The following is an 18,743-nucleotide window of genomic DNA, read 5'->3' as shown; positions in this document are numbered from 1 at the left end:
GCAGTCGGCGGGCCGGGCAGTGCGGGCGTGGCATGGAACGGATGGGTGGGAGATGGCTGGATCGCGGCGCCGCACCGCCATGCTGCTCGCCGTCCTGCTCGCGGTCGGCTGGCTGGCGGTGGGTGCGCTGTCGACGCCGTACCCGGGCAGGCTCAGCGAGGTCGCCACCAACGACAACGCGGCGTTCCTGCCGGCGGACGCCGAGGCCACCCGTGGGGAACGGCTCGCCGCCGGATTCGTCGAGCGGCAGACCCTTCCGGCGCTGGTCGTCTACGTCCGGGACAGTGGTGTCACCGACACCGACCGGCAGCGGGTGAGCGCCGACGCGGCCCGGTTCGCCACCGTACCCGGGGTGGTGCCGCCGCTGCCGCCGCCGATACCCAGCGCCGACGGCAAGGCGCTCCAGGTGATCGTGCCGGTGGACAACGCCGAGGGCGACCGGACCCGTGAGGTGGTCAGCGAACTGCGCCGGATCGCCGAGCACGGCGACGCCGGCCAGGTCGTCGTGGTCGGCGGTCCGGCCGGGCTGCTCGGCGACCTGACCGAGGTCTTCTCGTCGATCGACGGGCCGCTGCTGCTGGTCACTCTCGCCGTGGTACTCGTCATCCTGCTGGTGGTCTACCGCAGCCCGGTGCTCTGGATCATCCCGCTGCTGGCCGCCGGCCTGTCGTACGCGCTCGCCGCGCTGGCCGTCTACTTCCTGGCCCGCAGCGACGTGATCACGCTGAACGGGCAGGCCCAGGGCATCCTCACCGTGCTGGTCTTCGGGGCCGGTACCGACTACGCCCTGCTGCTGATCGCCCGCTACCGAGAGGAGCTGTGCCGGCACCACGACACGGTCGCGGCGATGCGCGCCGCCTGGCGGGGCGCCGCCCCGGCCATCTTCGCCTCCGGCGGTACGGTCATCGCCGGACTGCTCTGCCTGCTGCTCTCCAGCCTCAGCTCCAACCAGGCCCTCGGGCCGGTCGCGGCGGTCGGCATCGGCGCCACCCTGGTGGTGATGCTGACCTTCCTGCCCGCGCTGCTGCTGCTCGGTGGGCGGTGGGCGTTCTGGCCCCGGTCGCCGTACGTCGAGCACGCCGCCACGGTCGGCCGGCTGTGGAAACCGGTCGCGCACTTCATCGCCCGCCGGGCCCGGCTGGTCTGGGTACTGACCACCCTGGCCCTGATCGCGCTCGGCTTCGGCCTGACCCAACTCGGCGCCACCCGGCTCGGCCAGGCCGAGCTGTTCACCAACCGGACCGACTCGGTGATCGCCCAGGAGGTGATCGACCGGCACTATCCCGGCGGGCTGGGCAGCCCCGCCACGATCTTCGCCCGGGCCGGCGCGGCCGACCAGGTGGCGGCGGCCGCCCGTTCCGTGCCCGGGGTGGCCGAGGTGCGTACCGTCCCGGCCGCCGATCCCAACGCGGTCGGTTCGGAAACCGCGCCGGGCGCGCCGGGTGCGTCCGGCGGCCCGCCGAAGGTGGTGGACGGCCGCGTCCAGCTCCAGGCCACCCTGATGGCGCCGGCCGACGGCGCCGAGGCGGAGCAGGCGGTACGCGAGCTGCGCGTCGCCGTACACGCGGTGCCGGACGCGGACGCGGTGGTCGGCGGGCGCACCGCGATCGGCGTGGACACCTCCGACGCCTCCACCCGGGACCGGAACGTGATCATCCCGGTGGTGCTCGGCGTGATCGTGGTGATCCTGGCCCTGCTGCTGCGGGCCCTGCTCGCGCCGATCCTGCTGATCCTCACGGTGGTGCTGTCGTTCCTGGCCACCCTCGGGCTCTGCGCGTTCCTCTTCAGATACGCCTTCGGCTTCCCCGGCGTCGACGCGTCGTTTCCGCTGTTCGCGTTCGTCTTCCTGGTGGCGCTCGGCATCGACTACAACATCTTCCTGATGAGCCGGGTACGCGAGGAGTCCGTGCGCCGGGGCACCCGGTCCGGGGTGCTGCGCGGGCTGGTGGTCACCGGTGGGGTAATCACCTCGGCGGGCTTCGTGCTGGCGGCGACCTTCTCGGCGCTGGCCGTACTGCCGCTGGTGATCCTGATCGAACTGGGGCTGGCGGTCGCGCTCGGCGTCCTGCTGGACACCATCGTCGTACGGTCGCTGCTGGTGCCGGCGCTGACCTACGACATCGGGCCGGCGGTCTGGTGGCCGTCCCGGCTCTCCCGGATCCCCAACCATCCGGGTGGGGAATGATGGCCGTCTCCGAGTTGCCGGCGGAGATTGATGTGGTGATCGTCGGCGGCGGGCTGGCCGGGCTGGCCGCCGCCCGCCGGCTGCACCGCGCCGGCACGCCCTGGCTGCTGGTGGAGGCCGTCGACCGGCTCGGTGGCCGGGTCGGCACCGACGCGGTGGACGGCTACCTGATCGACCGCGGCTTCCAGGTGGTGAACACCGGCTATCCCCGGCTGTCGGCCCTGGTGGACCTGACCTCGCTGGGGCTCGGCTACTTCACCCAGGGCGTACTGGTGCGCCGGGGCGAGACCCTGCACCGGATGGTCCATCCGCTGCGGGACCCGCTCGGCGCGGCCCGGACCGTGCTGACCGGCCTCGCCGACGCGGCCGGAGTGGGGCGGCTGGCGAACGCCGGGGACGGCGCCGGGCGCGGCGTGGTCGGGGGCGGGCGGCTCGCGGACGTACGCCGGATCAGCAGTGTGGGGCGGGCCAGCGACCGGCTCCGGCTGGCCGCGCTGGCGGCCCGATGTGCGAGCCTTCCGGTGGACCGGCTGCTCGCGGCCCCGGAGACCAGCACCGAGGCGGCGCTGCGCCGGGCCGGGCTCTCCGACCGGATCGTCGAGGAACTCCTCCGGCCGTTCCTCTCCGGCGTCTTCGGCGAGCGGGAGCTCGCCACCTCCAGTCACGTCTTCGCGATGATCGTCCGATCCTTCGCCCGGGGCCGGATCGGGCTGCCGGCGGCCGGGATCGCGGCCCTGCCGGAGGCGGTCGCCGCCCCGCTGCCGGAGTCGCTGATCGCGCTCGGCGTCTCCGCCACGTCGGTGCGGCCCGGACTGGTACGCACCTCGGCCGGCGCGGTGCGCTGTCGGGCCGTACTCGTCGCCACCGACCCGGCCACCGCGACCGCCCTGCTGCCGCCGCTGGGCCGGGTACGCATGAACACCCTGACCACCTACTACCACTCGACGGCCGAGCCGCCGCTGAACGAACCGATCCTGCTGCTCGACGGGGACCGGCGGGAGCTGGTGGCGAACACGGTGGTGGTCAGTCGCGCGGCACCGACGTACGCCCCGGCCGGGTGGCACCTGGTGGCGACCTCGGTGGCCGGGCCGATGGTGCCGCCGGAGCCGGTGGTCCGCGCCGAGCTGGCCCGGCTGTACGGCCGTCCGGTTGACGACTGGGAGCACCTGACCACGGTCTCGGTGCCGGAGGCGCTGCCCGCCGCGCCAGCTCCGCAGGGGCGGCTGCGGAAGCCGGTGGCGTCTGGGGAGGGAATCTTCGTGGCCGGGGACCACCGGGGGACCCCGTCCGTGCAGGGCGCGCTGGCCAGCGGGTGGCGGGCGGCCGGCGCGATCAACCGGTACCTGGGCGGTTGACCTCGGTCCCGCCGGGGTGGGCCGGAGTCCGACTCCGGCGCGCATGCCTCCGCCCCGACCCAGGTCAGGTGGGTACCGGACCCGGCCGACCGCTCGGCGTCACCTGGATGTCGATGCCGGTTGGTATCCTCGCCGTGCCGGAACCGCCGGGGCGGTGCCGAACCGGCGAGCACGATCCGGTGGGCCGGGCACGGCCAACTCGATCTTCAACGGGGGGCGCCACATGTCGGTGGCCGGTCGACGCTGTGCCGGGTTACTATCCCGGCGCCCGTCAGGGGGCGGTAGCTCAGCAGGTTAGAGCAGGGGACTCATAATCCCTCGGTCGCGGGTTCGAGTCCCGCCCGCCCCACAATGATCTTATGCGCGAACCGCCCCTCCGCCGTGATCAGCCGATGGTTTGTCTGCGGCGGGCGGTGAATAGGATCGCCGCATGTCTGAACCGGCGGTCGCGCTGATCGATCACAGCCCCGAGGCTGACGAACTGCGTCTGACCGAGTGTCATGCGTTGGCTGATGTGCATGCTGTGCTGCGGCTGTGTGACTCGGGGCGGTTGCGCTGCAGTGACAGGACCCGGCGACCGGCTGCGACCAGTGTCGTTATGATCGCTGATGCGCTGTCGGCTGGCGACTTCTACCCGGACGAGGCGATCGCTGCGTACGCCTGGCCGCTGCTTGTGCAGGCCGGCGGCTTGACCGATATCGTGGGCGGGAAACTTCAGCTGACCGCCCGGGGCCGGTCGGCACTCGGGAAGCCGGCTGCGGAGGTCATCAGAGGTCTGTGGCGTTCCTGGCTCAGCAAGGCGGTGCTCGACGAGCTGAGCCGGGTCGAGCACATCAAGGGCCAGCGCGCCACCAACGTGCTGACCTCGGCGAAGACCCGCCGGCAGCGGGTGTCGGCGGCGCTGGCCACCTGCCGCCCCGGTGCCTGGGTCGAGGTGGATGATCTGTTCGCATCGATGCGTGGCGCGGGCCTGTCACCGACCGTCGCGCGCAGCGACCGGGCGCTGTGGAAGCTGTACCTGGTCGACGCCCAGTACGGCAGTCTCGGCTATGCCGGGTTCGGTGAGTGGGAGATCCTGGAAGGCCGGTACACGCTTGCGGTCATCTTCGAGTACGCGGCCACGCTGGGCCTGGTCGATGTCGCCTATGACGAGCCGGCCGGTGCGCGCGACGACTACCACGGCAACTGGGGCGCCGATGATCTCGACTACCTGAGCCGTTACGACGGGCTGCGTGCGGTGCGGCTCACCGGGCTCGGCGCGTACGCCCTCGATCTGACCGCGTCGTACCGGACGCCCGCAGACGCGGCACAGGTTCGAAACCTGAAGGTCTTGTCCAACCTGGATGTGGTCGCCACCGGTGAGCTGAGCCCGGCCGACCGCCTCGTCCTCGACGCCTATGCGAAGACGACCGCCGAGCGGGTCTGGACGCTCACCGCGGACACTGTACTCGCCGCCGTCGCCGCGGGTCGCAGCGTTGACCAGCTCCGCGACTTCCTAGGTGGTCGCATGGCGCAGCCAGAGCTGCCCGCGACCCTGCTGGTGTTGCTCGATGATGTGACTGCCCGCGCCGGGCGACTACGCGACTTGGGTCAGGTGCGCCTCATCGAATGCGCCGATTCGGCACTGGCCGCACTGATCCACCACGACCGCCGGCTCCGGTCGTTCTGCACGGCGATTGGTGAACGGCACCTTGCCGTCACGACGGAACAGGAACCGGCCTTCCGTCGGGCGCTGCGGGCGCTGGGTTACGCCTTACCCGTCCGATGAGCCTGGACTGACGGGCTGTCTCTACCGACACGGTGGATTCGGTACCCGGGTTGTGCCCGACCCGCTGCCATCGTCCTCGAGCCGTGGGCTTCCCGCCGGTCTGGATTGGTAACGTCTGTGGTTTGGTGTCGTCGGATCGGGCGGAGGCCAATGGGCAGGAACAGTCGTGTACGGCACAAGGCCAAGCGGAAGGCCGCGGAGGCTGCTCAGCGTCGAAGGGCCGCCGGGCCGCTCGGCCCCGACGACCCGCTGGGCCTGCTCGGCGCGCCACGTGTTCCGTCTCAGCGTCAGCTCGCGGAACAGATCATCGACCAGGCGGTTCACGCCCAGCACCGCGAAGAGACGGCCGAGCTCGACCGTTGCCGCGCCCTGCTGACCGCTGGCCCTGGCGGTGCTACCGGCGTCCAGGTCGTCAACCGGGCCTTGTTGGCCTGCCTGCTCCGGGAGGTCGAGCACGCTTGGCGGCGTGGCTGGCAGCCGGCCGAGCTGGTACGGGTGGCCCGCCGCGAGTACTCCGCGCGTCACGGTCGGCTCATGGTTGATGCCATCGCGGCGCAGATGCGCGGCTATTCCAGGGCGACCGTCGATCAGCGGTGGCAGTCGCAGTTGGCTGCCCTCGACGCGCAGGTGTGGTGGGATCACGACGACCACTATGTGACTGTCTGGGGTGAACGGCAGGGCCTCGACCGCGCCGGGATGATCGCCACCATGATCGAGGTGCTTCATCTGCTCGTGACGCTGCCGCCGATCGAGCCGGTCGGTCCGATGCCGGGCACTGCCATGTCCGCCGCGGTGACGCCTCCCGCGGATCTCGATCAGCGGATGCTTGATCGGGTCCGGGCGTTGCTGGCCAAGGCGGAGTCCACGGACTTCCCGGAGGAGGCCGACGCGTTCACGGCCAAGGCGCAGGAGTTGATGGCCCGTCATCGCATCGATCACGCCCTGCTCGTCGCGACGATGGGCGAACGCGACCAGCCGGTCACCCGCCGGGTGGGCATCGACAATCCGTACGAGGCGCCGAAGACGCTGCTGTTGCAGGTTGTCGCGGAGGCCAACAGTTGTCGGGCGGTGTGGATGAAGCGGTTCGGCTTCACCACCGTCGTCGGTTTCCCGGCCGATCTGGAGTCGACCGAACTGCTGTTCACCTCGCTGCTCGTGCAGGCGACGAGGGCGATGACGCAAGCCAAGCCGAGCACTGACAAGTACGGGCGCAACACGACCCGCTCGTTCCGCCAGTCGTTCCTGACCGCGTACGCGTCCCGGATCGGTGAACGACTCAGCACCGCCACCGAGGGAGTGGACCGGGAGATGACCGCCTCGGCGGGCGCCGCCCAACTGCTGCCTGTGCTCGCGGCGCGCGACGACGCGGTGCGCGATGTCTTCGAGAAGCAGTTCCCGGAGTTGACACAGCATGCGACGGCCATCAACAACCGGGCGGGCTGGGCGTCGGGCCGGGCAGCGGCCGACCGGGCTTTACTGCACGGGCGGCAAGCGGTCGCGTACGAGTGATCGGCTGCTGGGTCGACCCGACGGATGGCACAGATTCGGCTCGGAGCCCGACCCCGCTGCGAGTCGAATCGGTGCTCCTCCACGACGTACATCTTGAGGAGCGCCAGCGTGCGCACCAATACCGCGTACGCCTCGTTGTCCGAGATGGTGGTCCTGGTGAGGAGGTCGCGACGACCTCTTGATTGTGTCGCGACGACCTCGCGGCGGACGGCCCGGCGTGGTGGCAGATGCGACGTTGCCCAGACGGCCGGTCGAGTGTTGCCAGAGTTCCCAGGCGGCGGTGGATAGGGCTCATCGGGCTCCACCGCGCGCCCGTGATCTGGTCAAACGTACGGGTAGTGGATCACCGGTCACGCGGATATGCGGTTCGCGCGCCGACGCGTCCGGCCCACAAGGTCGCAGTACGCGAACCGTATCGTTCACACTTGTGGATCAAGATGGCGTTTTCCATCGTCATCCTTTTGCCTTCCCGGGCGCCGGGAGCCGGCTTCGTGGCGGTCGAAGCAGATTCTCAGTTCAGTCGTCGGATGCGCAGCCCGGCGACCCGAGCTCCGTCGCCGACCGCATGTCGACCGTGGTGTCACCTGGCATCCGCTGACCGAGCGCGCGACCGCGTGAACCCGAGAGTGGGTTCAGGTTCTTTGTAGCGGCCGGAACGCGGCTCGCACCTCGGTCGCGAACAGGTCGGGCTCCTCCCAGGCGGCGAAGTGGCCGCCGCTGTCGGCCTCGTTGAAGTACGAGGGGTTGGGATAGACCGCCTCGACCCAGCTGCGCGGGGCAGCCCAGAGTTCGCCGGGGAACGTCGTGAAGCCGACCGGAACCCGGACCGGCGGAGGAGCCTGGCCGGCCGCACGGGCTGTGGCCTGGAACCGTCCAAATTCCCAGTACCACCGGGCGGCCGAGGCGCCGGTGCCCGTCAGCCAGTACAGCGTGATGTTGTCGACGATGCTGTCCCGAGTGAGCTTGCCCACGGGTTCGCCCTCGACGAACGCGCGGGACATCTTGTAGTAGCTGTCCGTGTCGTGGTCGAGCATCCAGGCCGCCAGCCCGACGGGTGAATCCAGCAGGGAGTAGCCGATCGTCTGCGGCCGGGTGGACTGCTCCAGGAAATAGCCGAAGCCGTCCATCATGAACGTGTTGAGCGCGTCGTGTGCCGCGCGTTCCTGCTCGGACTCTGCCGGCAGTTGGTCCTTGATAGCGATCGCCCCGGCGAGCAGGTTGACGTGGATGCCGAGCAACCCCTCGGGTGCTTGGCGGCCCATCGCGTCCGTGACGCTGGCGCCCACGTCGCCGCCCTGGGCGACGTAGCGCGTGTAGCCGAGGCGGCCCATCAGCTCCGCCCACGCGCGTGCCATACGGTTGGAATCCCAGCCGAGTTCGGTCGGCTCGCCCGAGAAGCCGTAGCCGGGTAGTGACGGTAGGACAAGATGGAAGGCGTCCTCGGCCCGTCCGCCGTGCGCGGTCGGGTCGGTGAGCGGGCCGACGACCCCGAGCAGCTCGACGACCGAGCCCGGCCAGCCGTGCGTCATGATCAGCGGCAGGGCGTTCTCGTGCCGCGACCGTACGTGGATGAAGTGGATCTCGACGCCGTCGATGTCGGTCGCGTACTGCGGCAGGGCGTTCAGCTTCGCCTCGAACGCGCGCCAGTCGTGCTCGGTCGTCCAGTAGCGGGCCAGCTCCTGGACCGTCGCCAGCCGGACGCCCTGGGAGCGATCGGTGACCAGCTCTCGGGAGGGCCAGCGCGTGGCCGCGATCCGGCGACGCAGGTCGGCGATCGCTTCTTCCGGCGTGTCGAGGCGAAAGGGACGGATTTTGTTGTTGTTGGACAAGTTCTCCACCTCCTGGGCTGGTCGACCGGCACCGGGGCGCCAGCGGATCGGCCACTCGCCGCTCATGGTCGCACGGCAGCAGGCGCTTCCATCACAAATATGGGCAAAAGATCGACCTGGGCTTCGATCGGATTGGCCTAGGAGGCGTAGGTCGGGGTGCGGCAGAGCTCGACCTTGTTCCGCACCGCCCAGGTTCGGGCCGCGCGATCAACGACTTGGCCTGTGGGGTGGGCGGCTGCCGCGGGACGCCCCCGGGTTCTACCGGTGGATCACCGGCGACCTGGATTTGCGGTTCGCGCGGCGACGCGTCCGCCCCACCCACAGCACTCGAACTGGCGACAGTAGGCTCTGCTCCGCCCAAAGGTCGCCGTTCCCGCTGCCGGCCGCCCACCGCTGCCGGCCGCCGTGCATCTCGCGGCCGACCTTCGCGAAGCGGCCGACTCTCCTTGGCGGCTGATGGTTCCGGGTCGGAACGATCGCCTGCGCGAGGTCGTGGCCCACCAGCGACGGATCGACGGTGGCGATCCACTTCGCGGCGATCGGTAGTAAGAGGTGCATCGGATCGCGGGCGAGCGGCGCTGGTGCGAGAGCCGAGGGCCGGGCGCCTGTCGACGGAGAACCGGCAGCAGGCATTATCCCCGCGAACAGGGGCGACAGGACGAGCCCCCAACGCTGAGCGGCGGAGATCCCGGAAAATTCTGCTGGCATAGCGTCGGATCCGAGGCGAGTCATTCGTAGAACAGGCGAAAGGCGGCCGGAGGAGGCCGCTGGGACAAGGGAGTCATGGGGTGACGCAGTACTTGATCTCGTTCAATGACGGCGCGATGGACCACATCCCCGCCGAGGATTGGCCCGACGTGGGCAAGGCCTCGCACGCGGTGGTCCAGGAGGCCGTGAACGCCGGGGTGTGGGTGTACGGCGGCGGACTCGAAAGGCAGACGGCAAGCATCGTGGCCACGGACGGGACGGTCACCGACGGCCCTTACCCGGAGACCAAGGAGGTTATTGGCGGGTTCGCGGTCGTCGACGTGGCCACCCGCGAGGAGGCGCTGGCGTGGGCTGCCAAGATCGCCGTCGCTTGCCGCTGCGCGCAAGAGGTGCGGGAGCTCATGCCCGACCCCGAAACGGACGCGATGCTCCGCCAGGCTGACGGTCGGGGGTGACATCCCGACGACGTCTGATCGAGGGAGAGTCGCCAGGTTCAAGCAAGACTTGCGTGACCCTGGTTGACGACGCGGGTCTACGCATCGGCCTGAACCAGGGCGCGAGGCGGTAACCCCGGGGGTCGGGCTGGGGCGAGCCCGGTCCCCGGGCCTGGTGGGACCACCGCAACCACTGAGCGCCCAGTGGAGCGACAGCCGCCCATCGCGGCGAGTGTGCCCGCTCATCGACATGTCAGTGCTCCGTGCCGATAGGAAGCCCCTACGAGTCGGTATGGCCGGCCACGGCGATGACCTGCCTCGCGTACTACGAGATCGCCGAGGGTCGAGCGCAAGCATGCCTGGGGCATCAGGTGGCTCCGTGCTTGACGGGAACATCGATGTCCGTTAGACCTGCGGGGGAACTCCTACCGGTCAATGGAGGACAACGTGGCCCCACGCCGTATCGCTGTCACGGTGCTCACTGCCGGCCTGCTGCTCGGCGCTGGCGCCGCTCCGGCGCATGCCGCCGCCGTGTCGCCGGAGGTGACGAAGGGGCCCTGCCAGTACACCGAGACTCCGGACGAACCGGCGGCACGACCGGTGCCGCTGCCGCGCGATCCCCGGCATACGCCCGACCGTGGCACGGTGACGACCACTCTGGTCACCAACCTTGGCCTCATCCCGCTGACCCTTGACCGTGCGCAGGCGCCATGCACCGTGCAGAGCTTCCTGCACCTGGTACGGCACAGGTTCTACAACCGGACCATCTGCCACCGGCTCACCACCTACCCGACGCTGAAGGTGCTGCAGTGCGGCGATCCGTCGGGCACGGGCTCGGGCGGCCCTGGATACCGGTACAAGGACGAACTGCCGACGGACCTGCCGCCCGCGCCCACCGACCCGACCGGCGAGCGGAAGGTCTACGCCCGCGGAGTGCTGGCGATGGCCAACGCCGGGCCGGACACCAACGGCAGTCAGTTCTTCCTGGTCTTTGCCGACTCGGCGCTGCGGCCGAACTACACGATCTTCGGCAGCGTGCGGCCACTTGGTCTGGGTACCCTCGATCGGATCGCCGCAGGCGGCGTGGCGCCGACGGCCGAGGACCCGGCCCCGGTCGACGGCACTCCGGCCCTGCGCACGGAGATTTGCCTGGCGATCTAGCATCGCTCAGGCCCGAGTGCTGCCGCAGGTTCCGGTCCGCGTCGGCAAGGGCCAACTGTGCGGGCCACGGAGCATTGCCGACTTTTTCTGCTCGCCGTCCTTTCACTGTTCTGGACCTCGCAGTTTCCTTCGGCGATTCGAGTGCGGCAACCTGCGGTTGTGTGACGGTGCGAGCGAACCTGAGCGGCACGGCGGGACATGGCAGGCTACGTGACGACGGGTACTGCGTCGTCTGGAGTGGCTGATGCTGGAGATCCATGTTGTAGATCTTGACGAGCTCGCGACCGCCCTGGCAGATCAGACCGCCTATGAGCACCGTTGGCTGATCAATCCGGAAACCGGGGAGATCGTGGTCTGGACGACGGATGGCGGCGTCGACGGCAAGACGCCGGTCGAGCTCGACGAACTGGATCTGGTTCCGGTCGAGCCGCTGCCGTCGCGTGTCTGGTACCGGGACATGGCCGACTTCACCGAGTTGGTCAGCGACGAGCGGGCGGCACGCAGGCTGGGGCGTGCGCTCGACGGTAGAGGGGCGTTCCGCCGGTTCAGGGCCGAGTTGCACGAGGAGTACCCCCATCTGCTCCCGGCCTGGCACACGTTCCGTGACGTGCGGGCCATGCGCCGGGCCGTCGAGTGGCTGCTCGACAACTCGCTGATCGACGTCGAGGCGGCGGATCGTTTCCGGGCCGATCACCCCGACCCTCCTGTACCGTGACGGCGCGGGGGGCCTTGAGCGCCGTCAGTCGGTGATCGCCAGAGCCAGCATTCCCTGGTCGAGGCCCACCAGCAGGGTGTCGCCACCGCCCCACAGCAGCACGGTGCCGCTCTCGTCCGCCGAGGCGAGCGCCTCGGAGCGCGGCCAACCGACCGTGGCCAACGCGGTCACCCAGGCGGAGTGACGTGGCCGAGCAGGACCGCGCGTACGTTGCCGTGTGCGGGTGCCACAACCGGGTGGCCTGGTCGTCGCCGGCGGAGGCGATCAGGGTCTCGCCGTTCACGAGGCGCTGGCCGCCGGCACGGCACAGCTACTCGAGGCCGCGCAGAGCCACCACCCGCGCAGTCCGCTGACGACAGAGGAAGTCGTCCGCCGCGCGGCCACTGCGGCGTCCGGATCGTAGTCGGCCGGCTCCGGAGGTACGGCGTCCGCGTGGCCGTTCTCGGGCTCGTCCGCCCGCGATTGATCAACTAACTGTTCACCTCGACCTTCCCTGCTGATCACTGGGTTGGGCCTGTGGGTTCTCGAAGCTTCGGCAGAGTTGCGGCCCGGTCGTGTCCTCGGCGCGCCGCACACCCTCAGACCTGGAGCGTTCTCCTTGCCCCTCCGTGGACGTCGGCCGCACCGAAATCGAGTTGACGCGCTCGCACTGCTGGCGTTCGCCGTGACCGTGTCCGCCGTGACCGTGATCGGCGCGCCCGCCCCGGCCGAGGCGCACCCGTTCGGCGATCCGCAGACCGTCGCCATCGCGCCCGACCAGCAGCGCCCCGAGGTCGTACACGTCCGCTGGAAGGTCGGCGGCCTCGACGACCTGACTCTGCTCGGGGTCTCGCTCGGACTGCTGCCGCAGGACCGGGTGATGCTCGACGGCGCGGTCTTCTACCAGGACTCGGACGCGGCAGCGCTCACCACCTCCGACCGGTTCACGACCTACCTGCGCAACCAGATCACCGTCACCAGCGCCGGGCAGCCGTGCACCGGATCCGTCCAGCCGCCGGGCGACCTGGCCCGGACCGGCGCCACCGTCGACTACACCTGTCCCGGCCCGGTCGGCACGGTCACCGTCGCGGTGCGGATGCTGACCGACCTGCATCCGGCGTACCGGACGCTGGCCACCGGCCCGGGGGGCGCCCGCGCCGTGTACGAGTCGGGCAAGGACTCGCACGACTGGGTACTCGGCGAGGCGGCGGCGCCGGCTGACCCGTCGGCCACCGGTACCCAGGAGCAGCAGCTCGGCCGGAGCGCCGCCGTGCAGATCGGTGCCGTGCTCGGCGGGGTACTGCTGGTCGCGCTCGGTGGACTGCTGCTGTTCCGCCGGTCGGCCGGACGCCGCCGAGTGACCGGAGCGCTACCGGACGGGCGTCCCGGGCAGCTCGGATGAGCGCGACCGCCGCCGCCGTCATCCAGGCCGCCGACCTCTCCGACCGGCTACCGGGCCTGGTCTCCGCGCCGGGCGTACCACCGCTGGCGTTCGCGCTCGCGTTCCTCGCCAGGGCCGGCCATGCCGTGACGCCGGGGCATGGCAAGAGCCTGGCGGCCGCGTACCTCGTCGGGTCGCGGGGGAGGATCCGGGACGCCGCCTGGCTGGGCGGCTCGGTGGCGGTGATGCACACGCTCTCGGTACTGGTGATCGCCGTGGCGTGGACGTTCCTCTCCCTCGCCGACGTCGTCCGGTTGCCGCAGCTCACCACCTGGCTGGAACTGGTCGCCGGCCTGCTGGTGGTCGCCACCGGCCTCTGGCTGGTACGCCGCCACCTGCACCGCCACGGCCACCCACACAGCCACGGCCACCCGCACAGCCACCCGCACTGCCACGGTCAGGAGCACAGCCTCGGTCAGGAGCACGGCAAGCGGCCCGGGCTGCTGCTGCTCGGCATCTCCGGTGGGCTCATCCCGTCGCCGGCCGCGTTCCTCGTCTTGGTCACCGGCCTGTTCATCGGGCGGGCCGGCTTCGCCCTGCTGCTGGTCCTGACCTTCGGCATCGGGATGGCGGTCGTCCTGTTCGGCGTCGGCCTGCTCGCCATCGCGGGCAACTCCGTGGTCGTACGCGGCGCGCGCTCGTACGCACTGCTGCGCCACGCCACCCGGGTGGCTCCGGTCCTCGCCGCCGCCGGCATCACCGTCTTCGGCGTCGGCCTCACCGCAGTCGCGGCGATCCACCTCACCGCTGTCACATAAGGAGAAACCCGTCATGACGCACCAATCGCGGGTGGGCGCCAGACGCCTGCGCGCGCTCTGGCCGGTACTCGTCGTCGCGCTCGTCGCCGCGACCGGGCCGGCGCTCGTCCCGCCGTCAGCGGTGGCGGAGGAACCCCCGCCGCCGGCCGTTGCCGGGACGCCGAGCCTCGACCTGACCGACGGGCAGACCCTGGACGGCACGGTCACCGTCACCGCCGAGCCCACCGGCGAGGACGACTCGGTCGTGAGCCTGACCGTCGACGGCGACGCGATCGACGCCGACCGGACCGCCGGCACCGCGCGCTTCGGCTTCGACATGGGCGGCAACGGCACCGAGGCCCGCTACCGCAACTACATCACCGTCAACGGCCGCACCGCCGAGGCGGACCGGATCTACTTCCCGACCATCCCCGGCGGGAACAGCGGCAGCCTGGCCTTCCCCGGCGACTGGCTGCGCTCCGGGGTGAACACCCTCACCGTGCACGCCGGCTGGGCCTGGGTCGACACCACCAACACCAGCGCCACCGGCTACGAGCAACTCCCGTACGGCGAGGGCGGCCGCTGCCCGAACTATGACGACTTCCCGGTGAGCAGCATCAGCCTCAGCCTGCTCGGCGTGGTCGCGGACGGCGAGCAGAACCTGTTCAGCTACAACTTCGGCGACGGCACCTGCGGCAGTGGCCGGAACCTGCTGCGCCAGGATCTCACCTTCGTCGTCTCCGGCGAGCCCGGCAGCACGGCCGGGTTGACCGCCGCCCTGGACACCACGAAGCTCGACAACGGCCGGCACACCATCGCCGCGACCACCAGGTCGGGGGCGAAGCAGAGCGTCACGGTCGAGGTCAACAACGCCGCGCCCGGGTCGGCGAAGCTGACTCCGGCGGACGGTGCGCTGGTTCGGGGTACCCGGCCGGTGATCGCCGCGCTGCCGGCCGGCAGCACCGACACGGTCGATTCGCTGGCCATCGACGACCGGCCCGCCGAGAACGCGGAGACGCTCGCCGCCGGGACCGCGACCCTCGGCTTCACGGTCGAGGCCGGCAACTCGGTGGAGGCGAAGTACCACAACTACGTACTCGTCAACGGCAACCGGGTCGAGCTCGGCGGCGACTACGCGGTGAGCGGCGCGGCGTACGTCAGCCTCGACTTCCCGACCCGGTTCCTGCGGCCGGGGGAGAACGTGGTCGAGGTCAAGACCGGCGACTACAACGGCAGTGCCAACGGTGCCACCTGCGCCAACCACGACGACTTCCGGCTCGCCCGCAGCTCGGTGAGCCTGGCGCTGAGCACGCCGGGGACGGTCACGCCCGGCACCACCTATCTGGTCACCACCAGCGGCTCGACGGTGACGAAGGCGGAGACCACGGACGCCTCGCTCGCGCTCGGCGACGGGACCTGCGGGGCCAACAAGGAGGCCGAGTTCCACTTCGACATCTCCGGCGCGCCGACCACCCGTACCATCGACACCCTCGGCAGCGGCGGCGACGCGCACCTGAAGGTCTTCGTCGGGGGCAACGGTGCCGACAACGGCTTCGACAACAAGGTGCTGGTGAACGGCATCCCGCTGAACCTCGGCGTCTGGGAGAAGGAGGTCGCGGACCTCGCCTTCCCGAACGAGTGGCTGGTACCCGGCGTCAACGTCCTGGAGTTCGCCGCCGGCAGCGACCACGGCGGTGACCGGCCGGGCGGCTGCGACAACTACGACGACCTCACCCTGCGCGACTTCCAGCTCGCCCCGGTCGCCGGGAAGGCGACCCAGTTGACCCGGATGATCGCCGGGACCACCGTCAGCATCGGCTCGACCAGCTATCCGGTGGGCTCCCCGGTGACCGTGCACATCGGCGACGGCACCTGTGGCAGCAGCCACAACGCCGCGCTGACCAAGACGATCCTGTTCGATATCACCGCCGAGGACGGCTCCGCGCTGCGGGCACTGGGCACGCGGGCCGACGTCGACACGACCGCGATCGCGGACGGCGCGCACACCATCCGGGCGACCGTCGGGGACAAGACCTCGACCCGGCAGTTCACCGTGGACAACACCGCCCCGGTGGTGCAGAGCAGCGTCCCGGCGCAGGGCCAGCGGCTGACCGCGACCGTCGCGCTGGACGTCAGGGTCACCGACGCCACCGGGGTGGCCGGGACGCCCAGCATCACCCTGGACGGCAAGCCGGTCGCCCAGGGCGACCAGATCGGCCACGGCCTGCCCGCCGGCAGCCACACCCTCGCGGTGACCGCGACCGACACGCTCGGCAACACGGCCACCCGCGAGGTGCGGTTCACCAGCGCCAGCATCCCGGACGTGCCGACCGGGCTGAGCGCGGCCGTCGCCGGTGGCAACGCGCCGTCGGCCACGCTGTCGGCGAAGATTCCCGGCGAGGACGGGGTACCGCTGACCGCCACCTTCAGCAAGGCGGACCTGGTGCTCCCGAGCGCGGGCTACCAGGGCGAGGCGTCGGCCGTGCCGACCACGCTCGACGTGGCGCACGACAAGAGTGTCGACGTCGGCTCGCTGCGTCCGCTCGACGGCCGGACCATCGACACCCCGTCCAGCCGGGACGTGGTCTTCCAGCGGTACGACGTGAAGCTCGGGGCCACCGCCGAGACGCCGATCCTGCGCTGGGAGGGTACCGCCGACCCGAAGCGGGTGGTGGCGCTGCGGGCCTGGGACCCGGCCGGCAAGAAGTGGGTGGTGCTGACCAGCTCCCGTGGCCAGGCTGCGCAGAGCACCGTGCTCACCGCGCCGCTGACCCCGGGTTACCGGGACGGCGGCATCGTGCATGTGCTGGTCACCGGCGAGGACCCGTTCGCCGACGACCTGTCGCCACGCGACTCGTCGGCGCAGAACGACAAGGATCGCTTCGAGGACCCGGCCACGTACGACTTCGCGCTCGCGCACTTCACCGACACCCAGTACCTGAGCGAGGGCGCGGCCGGCGGCACCTACGACGACTTCGACGGCCGGGCGGAGCCCTCGGACATCCAGACGGCGGAGGAGCAGGCGATCTTCGAGGCGGCGTACCGGGGGCAGACCCAGTGGATCGCCGACAACGCGGCAGGCCGCAAGATCGCGTACACCGCGCACACCGGTGACGTGATCGAGAACGACTACTACGACCCGCTCGCGAAGAACCCGGACGGTTCGTTGCAGCGGCCCGGCCTCGCCGAGCAGGTCGACCGGGAGTTCGAGCGCGCCTCGGACTACCAGCGGATCCTCGACGACAAGGGCGTGGTCAACCAGGTCATCGCCGGCAACCACGACAACCAGCTCGGTGCCGAGACCGGCCCGAACTCCCGGTTCAGCCGGACCTTCGGCGCCGACCGGTACTACCAGGTGGCCAAGGGCTGGCCGGCAGGCGCGGAATACCACGCCTGGGACGAGGTGACCAACGCCGACGGCAGCGTCACGCCCGGCCGGGACAACCAGAACAACTACGTGCTGTTCACCGCCGGTGGGCTGGACTTCGTCGCGGTGGGCCTGTCGTACGGGGTGACCCCGGACGAGGCCCGCTGGGCCGACTCGGTGTTCAAGCGCTACTCCGACCGCAACGGGATCCTGCTCTCGCACGACTACCTGAAGCCGTCGACCAACCCCGACGGCCGGGGTGCGGCGTTCTCCGCGCCGGACGGCTCGCCGCTCTACAAGCTGGTGGTCGAGAACAACCCGAATGTCTTCCTGGTGCTCGCCGGGCACGAGCACGGCGTCGGCACCAACCTGAAGACGAAGGTCGGGGTGACCGTGACGCACGACGTGGTCGAGCTGCTGGCGGACTACCAGTTCTACACGGTGCCGGCCGGGGAACTCTGGCCCGACCTGGTCGACGCGGCCGGCAACATCGACCTCAACCGGGACGGCAAGCCGGACCACAAGTCCACCGACCGGTTGCAGTTCGGGGCGAGCTTCCTGCGCCTGATGCAGTTCGACGTCGACCGCGCCGAGATGCACATCGACACGTACTCGCCGCTGCTGGAGAACTTCGGGGCGACCGAGTACGACATCCGGGCGGACGGCAGCCAGACCACGCCGCGCTACAACGGCGCGGAGGACAACCTGACCCTGCCGGTCGACCTGACCACCCGGAAGACCTCGTTCTCCACCGACTCGCTGGCCGCGTACGTGCCGTCCGGCGTGATCGGCACGGACGAGGTGGGCGCGAACGGCACCGCCACGGTGACCTGGAACGGCCTGCTCCCGGGCACCTCGTACGCCTGGATCGTCTCGGCGCGCAGCGCCGACGACGGTACGGCGGTGGCCCAGCCGGCGGTGTTCCGGACCACCAGGGGCACCCCGACGGTGACTGTCAGCCCGGCCACGGTCGACTGGGGCACGGCGGCGACGGTGACGGTCAAGGTCACCGCCGGTGCCGCGCCGGTCTCCGGCACGGTGGAGCTGCGCGAGGGCACCACGATGCGCGGCTCGGCCACGCTCTCCGGCGGCACCGCGACGTTCACCCTGCCGGTGGGCCTCGCGGGCGGCGCACACCCGCTCACCGCGTCGTACTCCGGCAGCGAACACCTGGACCCGGCACAGGCCACCGGCGCGGTGACGGTGGAGCTGCCGCCGGCCTGGAGCGCGACGAAGGTCTACCACAGTGGTGACCGGGTCAGCTACCAGGGCAGGATCTTCCTGGCCTCCTGGTACGCCAAGAACCAGAAGCCGGGTGATCCGTTCGGTCCGTGGCAGGAACTGGCCATGACCGAGGAGGGCGTGACGATCTGGACGGCGTCCCGGATCTTCAACTCTGGGGACGTGGTGACCTACGACGGGAAGGTCTTCCGGGCCCGCTGGTACACCCGGAACCAGGCGCCGGGTGATCCGTTCGGCCCGTGGAAGCTGATTAAATAGCGGATGCCGCAGTCGGCCCGGGACCGGATGGTCCCGGGCCGGCGTGGTCCCGGCC

Annotated in this window: 12 protein-coding genes and 1 tRNA gene; 11 read left to right on the top strand and 2 right to left on the bottom strand. The window is 70.7% G+C overall.

Going from position 1 to position 18,743, the window contains the following annotated elements; all coding sequences use genetic code 11:
• Positions 1 to 52 precede the first annotated feature (52 nt).
• From AAH979_RS36655 to AAH979_RS36635, 5 genes are all read left to right on the top strand, one after another.
• The gene (locus tag AAH979_RS36655) at positions 53 to 2,185 is read left to right on the top strand and encodes an MMPL family transporter (protein ID WP_346262722.1); all 2,133 of its coding nucleotides are present in this window, start codon (positions 53 to 55) and stop codon (positions 2,183 to 2,185) included.
• A 14-nt stretch (positions 2,186 to 2,199) separates the two neighbouring features.
• Positions 2,200 to 3,540: an FAD-dependent oxidoreductase gene (locus AAH979_RS36650; protein ID WP_346262734.1), complete on the top strand. Its 1,341-nt coding sequence runs from the start codon at positions 2,200 to 2,202 to the stop codon at positions 3,538 to 3,540.
• Between the two features lie 275 nt (positions 3,541 to 3,815).
• Positions 3,816 to 3,889, top strand: a tRNA-Ile gene (locus AAH979_RS36645).
• Positions 3,890 to 3,970: 81 nt separating this feature from the next.
• Complete coding sequence (locus AAH979_RS36640; protein ID WP_346262721.1) at positions 3,971 to 5,308, top strand: helicase-associated domain-containing protein; 1,338 nt, start codon at positions 3,971 to 3,973, stop codon at positions 5,306 to 5,308.
• A gap of 150 nt (positions 5,309 to 5,458) precedes the next feature.
• Positions 5,459 to 6,817 carry a DUF2786 domain-containing protein gene (locus AAH979_RS36635; RefSeq protein WP_346262720.1) on the top strand — a complete coding sequence of 453 codons (1,359 nt, stop codon included), beginning with the start codon at positions 5,459 to 5,461 and terminating at the stop codon, positions 6,815 to 6,817.
• A 632-nt stretch (positions 6,818 to 7,449) separates the two neighbouring features.
• Here AAH979_RS36635 and AAH979_RS36630 read toward each other — a convergent pair.
• Positions 7,450 to 8,712 carry an epoxide hydrolase family protein gene (locus tag AAH979_RS36630; RefSeq protein WP_346262719.1) on the bottom strand — a complete coding sequence of 421 codons (1,263 nt, stop codon included), beginning with the start codon at positions 8,710 to 8,712 and terminating at the stop codon, positions 7,450 to 7,452.
• Positions 8,713 to 9,434: 722 nt separating this feature from the next.
• Here AAH979_RS36630 and AAH979_RS36625 point away from each other — a divergent pair.
• The 3 genes from AAH979_RS36625 (at position 9,435) to AAH979_RS36615 (ending at position 11,664) form a co-directional block, all read left to right on the top strand.
• Positions 9,435 to 9,809, top strand: a complete 375-nt coding sequence (locus AAH979_RS36625; protein ID WP_346262718.1) for a YciI family protein — start codon at positions 9,435 to 9,437, stop codon at positions 9,807 to 9,809.
• Positions 9,810 to 10,235: 426 nt separating this feature from the next.
• Entirely contained in the window at positions 10,236 to 10,949 is a 714-nt protein-coding gene (locus AAH979_RS36620; protein ID WP_346262717.1) for a peptidylprolyl isomerase, read from the top strand.
• Positions 10,950 to 11,193: 244 nt separating this feature from the next.
• On the top strand, positions 11,194 to 11,664 hold the full coding sequence (locus AAH979_RS36615) for a UPF0158 family protein (protein WP_346262716.1): 471 nt from the start codon (positions 11,194 to 11,196) through the stop codon (positions 11,662 to 11,664).
• Between the two features lie 24 nt (positions 11,665 to 11,688).
• On the opposite strand, the gene AAH979_RS36610 is transcribed toward AAH979_RS36615, so the two are convergent.
• On the bottom strand, positions 11,689 to 11,835 hold the full coding sequence (locus AAH979_RS36610; protein WP_346262715.1) for a hypothetical protein: 147 nt from the start codon (positions 11,833 to 11,835) through the stop codon (positions 11,689 to 11,691).
• A gap of 508 nt (positions 11,836 to 12,343) precedes the next feature.
• Here AAH979_RS36610 and AAH979_RS36605 point away from each other — a divergent pair.
• From AAH979_RS36605 to AAH979_RS36595, 3 genes are read left to right on the top strand one after another with little or no spacing between them, the layout of a single operon-like run.
• Complete coding sequence (locus AAH979_RS36605; RefSeq protein ID WP_346262714.1) at positions 12,344 to 13,045, top strand: hypothetical protein; 702 nt, start codon at positions 12,344 to 12,346, stop codon at positions 13,043 to 13,045.
• Positions 13,042 to 13,842, top strand: coding sequence for a cobalt transporter (locus AAH979_RS36600; protein ID WP_346262713.1), 801 nt, complete (start codon positions 13,042 to 13,044; stop codon positions 13,840 to 13,842). The genes AAH979_RS36605 and AAH979_RS36600 overlap by 4 nt, the downstream gene beginning before the upstream one ends.
• A 13-nt stretch (positions 13,843 to 13,855) precedes the next feature.
• A complete protein-coding gene (locus tag AAH979_RS36595; protein ID WP_346262712.1) occupies positions 13,856 to 18,688 on the top strand; it encodes a carbohydrate-binding protein in 4,833 nt (1,610 codons plus the stop codon).
• Positions 18,689 to 18,743: the final 55 nt, after the last annotated feature.

The organism is Plantactinospora sp. ZYX-F-223, assembly GCF_039649625.1.
Classification (GTDB): domain Bacteria; phylum Actinomycetota; class Actinomycetes; order Mycobacteriales; family Micromonosporaceae; genus Plantactinospora.
This window is presented reverse-complemented; position numbering and strand designations above follow the sequence as displayed.

Bases quoted from the DNA above. Each gene is read 5' to 3' on its own strand.
- AAH979_RS36655 (WP_346262722.1), top strand. From the start codon at position 53: ATGGCTGGATCGCGGCGCCGCACCGCCATGCTGCTCGCCGTCCTGCTC.
- AAH979_RS36595 (WP_346262712.1), top strand. From the start codon at position 13,856: ATGACGCACCAATCGCGGGTGGGCGCCAGACGCCTGCGCGCGCTCTGG.
- AAH979_RS36600 (WP_346262713.1), top strand. From the start codon at position 13,042: ATGAGCGCGACCGCCGCCGCCGTCATCCAGGCCGCCGACCTCTCCGAC.
- AAH979_RS36630 (WP_346262719.1), bottom strand. From the start codon at position 8,712: ATGAGCGGCGAGTGGCCGATCCGCTGGCGCCCCGGTGCCGGTCGACCA.
- AAH979_RS36635 (WP_346262720.1), top strand. From the start codon at position 5,459: ATGGGCAGGAACAGTCGTGTACGGCACAAGGCCAAGCGGAAGGCCGCG.
- AAH979_RS36615 (WP_346262716.1), top strand. From the start codon at position 11,194: ATGCTGGAGATCCATGTTGTAGATCTTGACGAGCTCGCGACCGCCCTG.
- AAH979_RS36640 (WP_346262721.1), top strand. From the start codon at position 3,971: ATGTCTGAACCGGCGGTCGCGCTGATCGATCACAGCCCCGAGGCTGAC.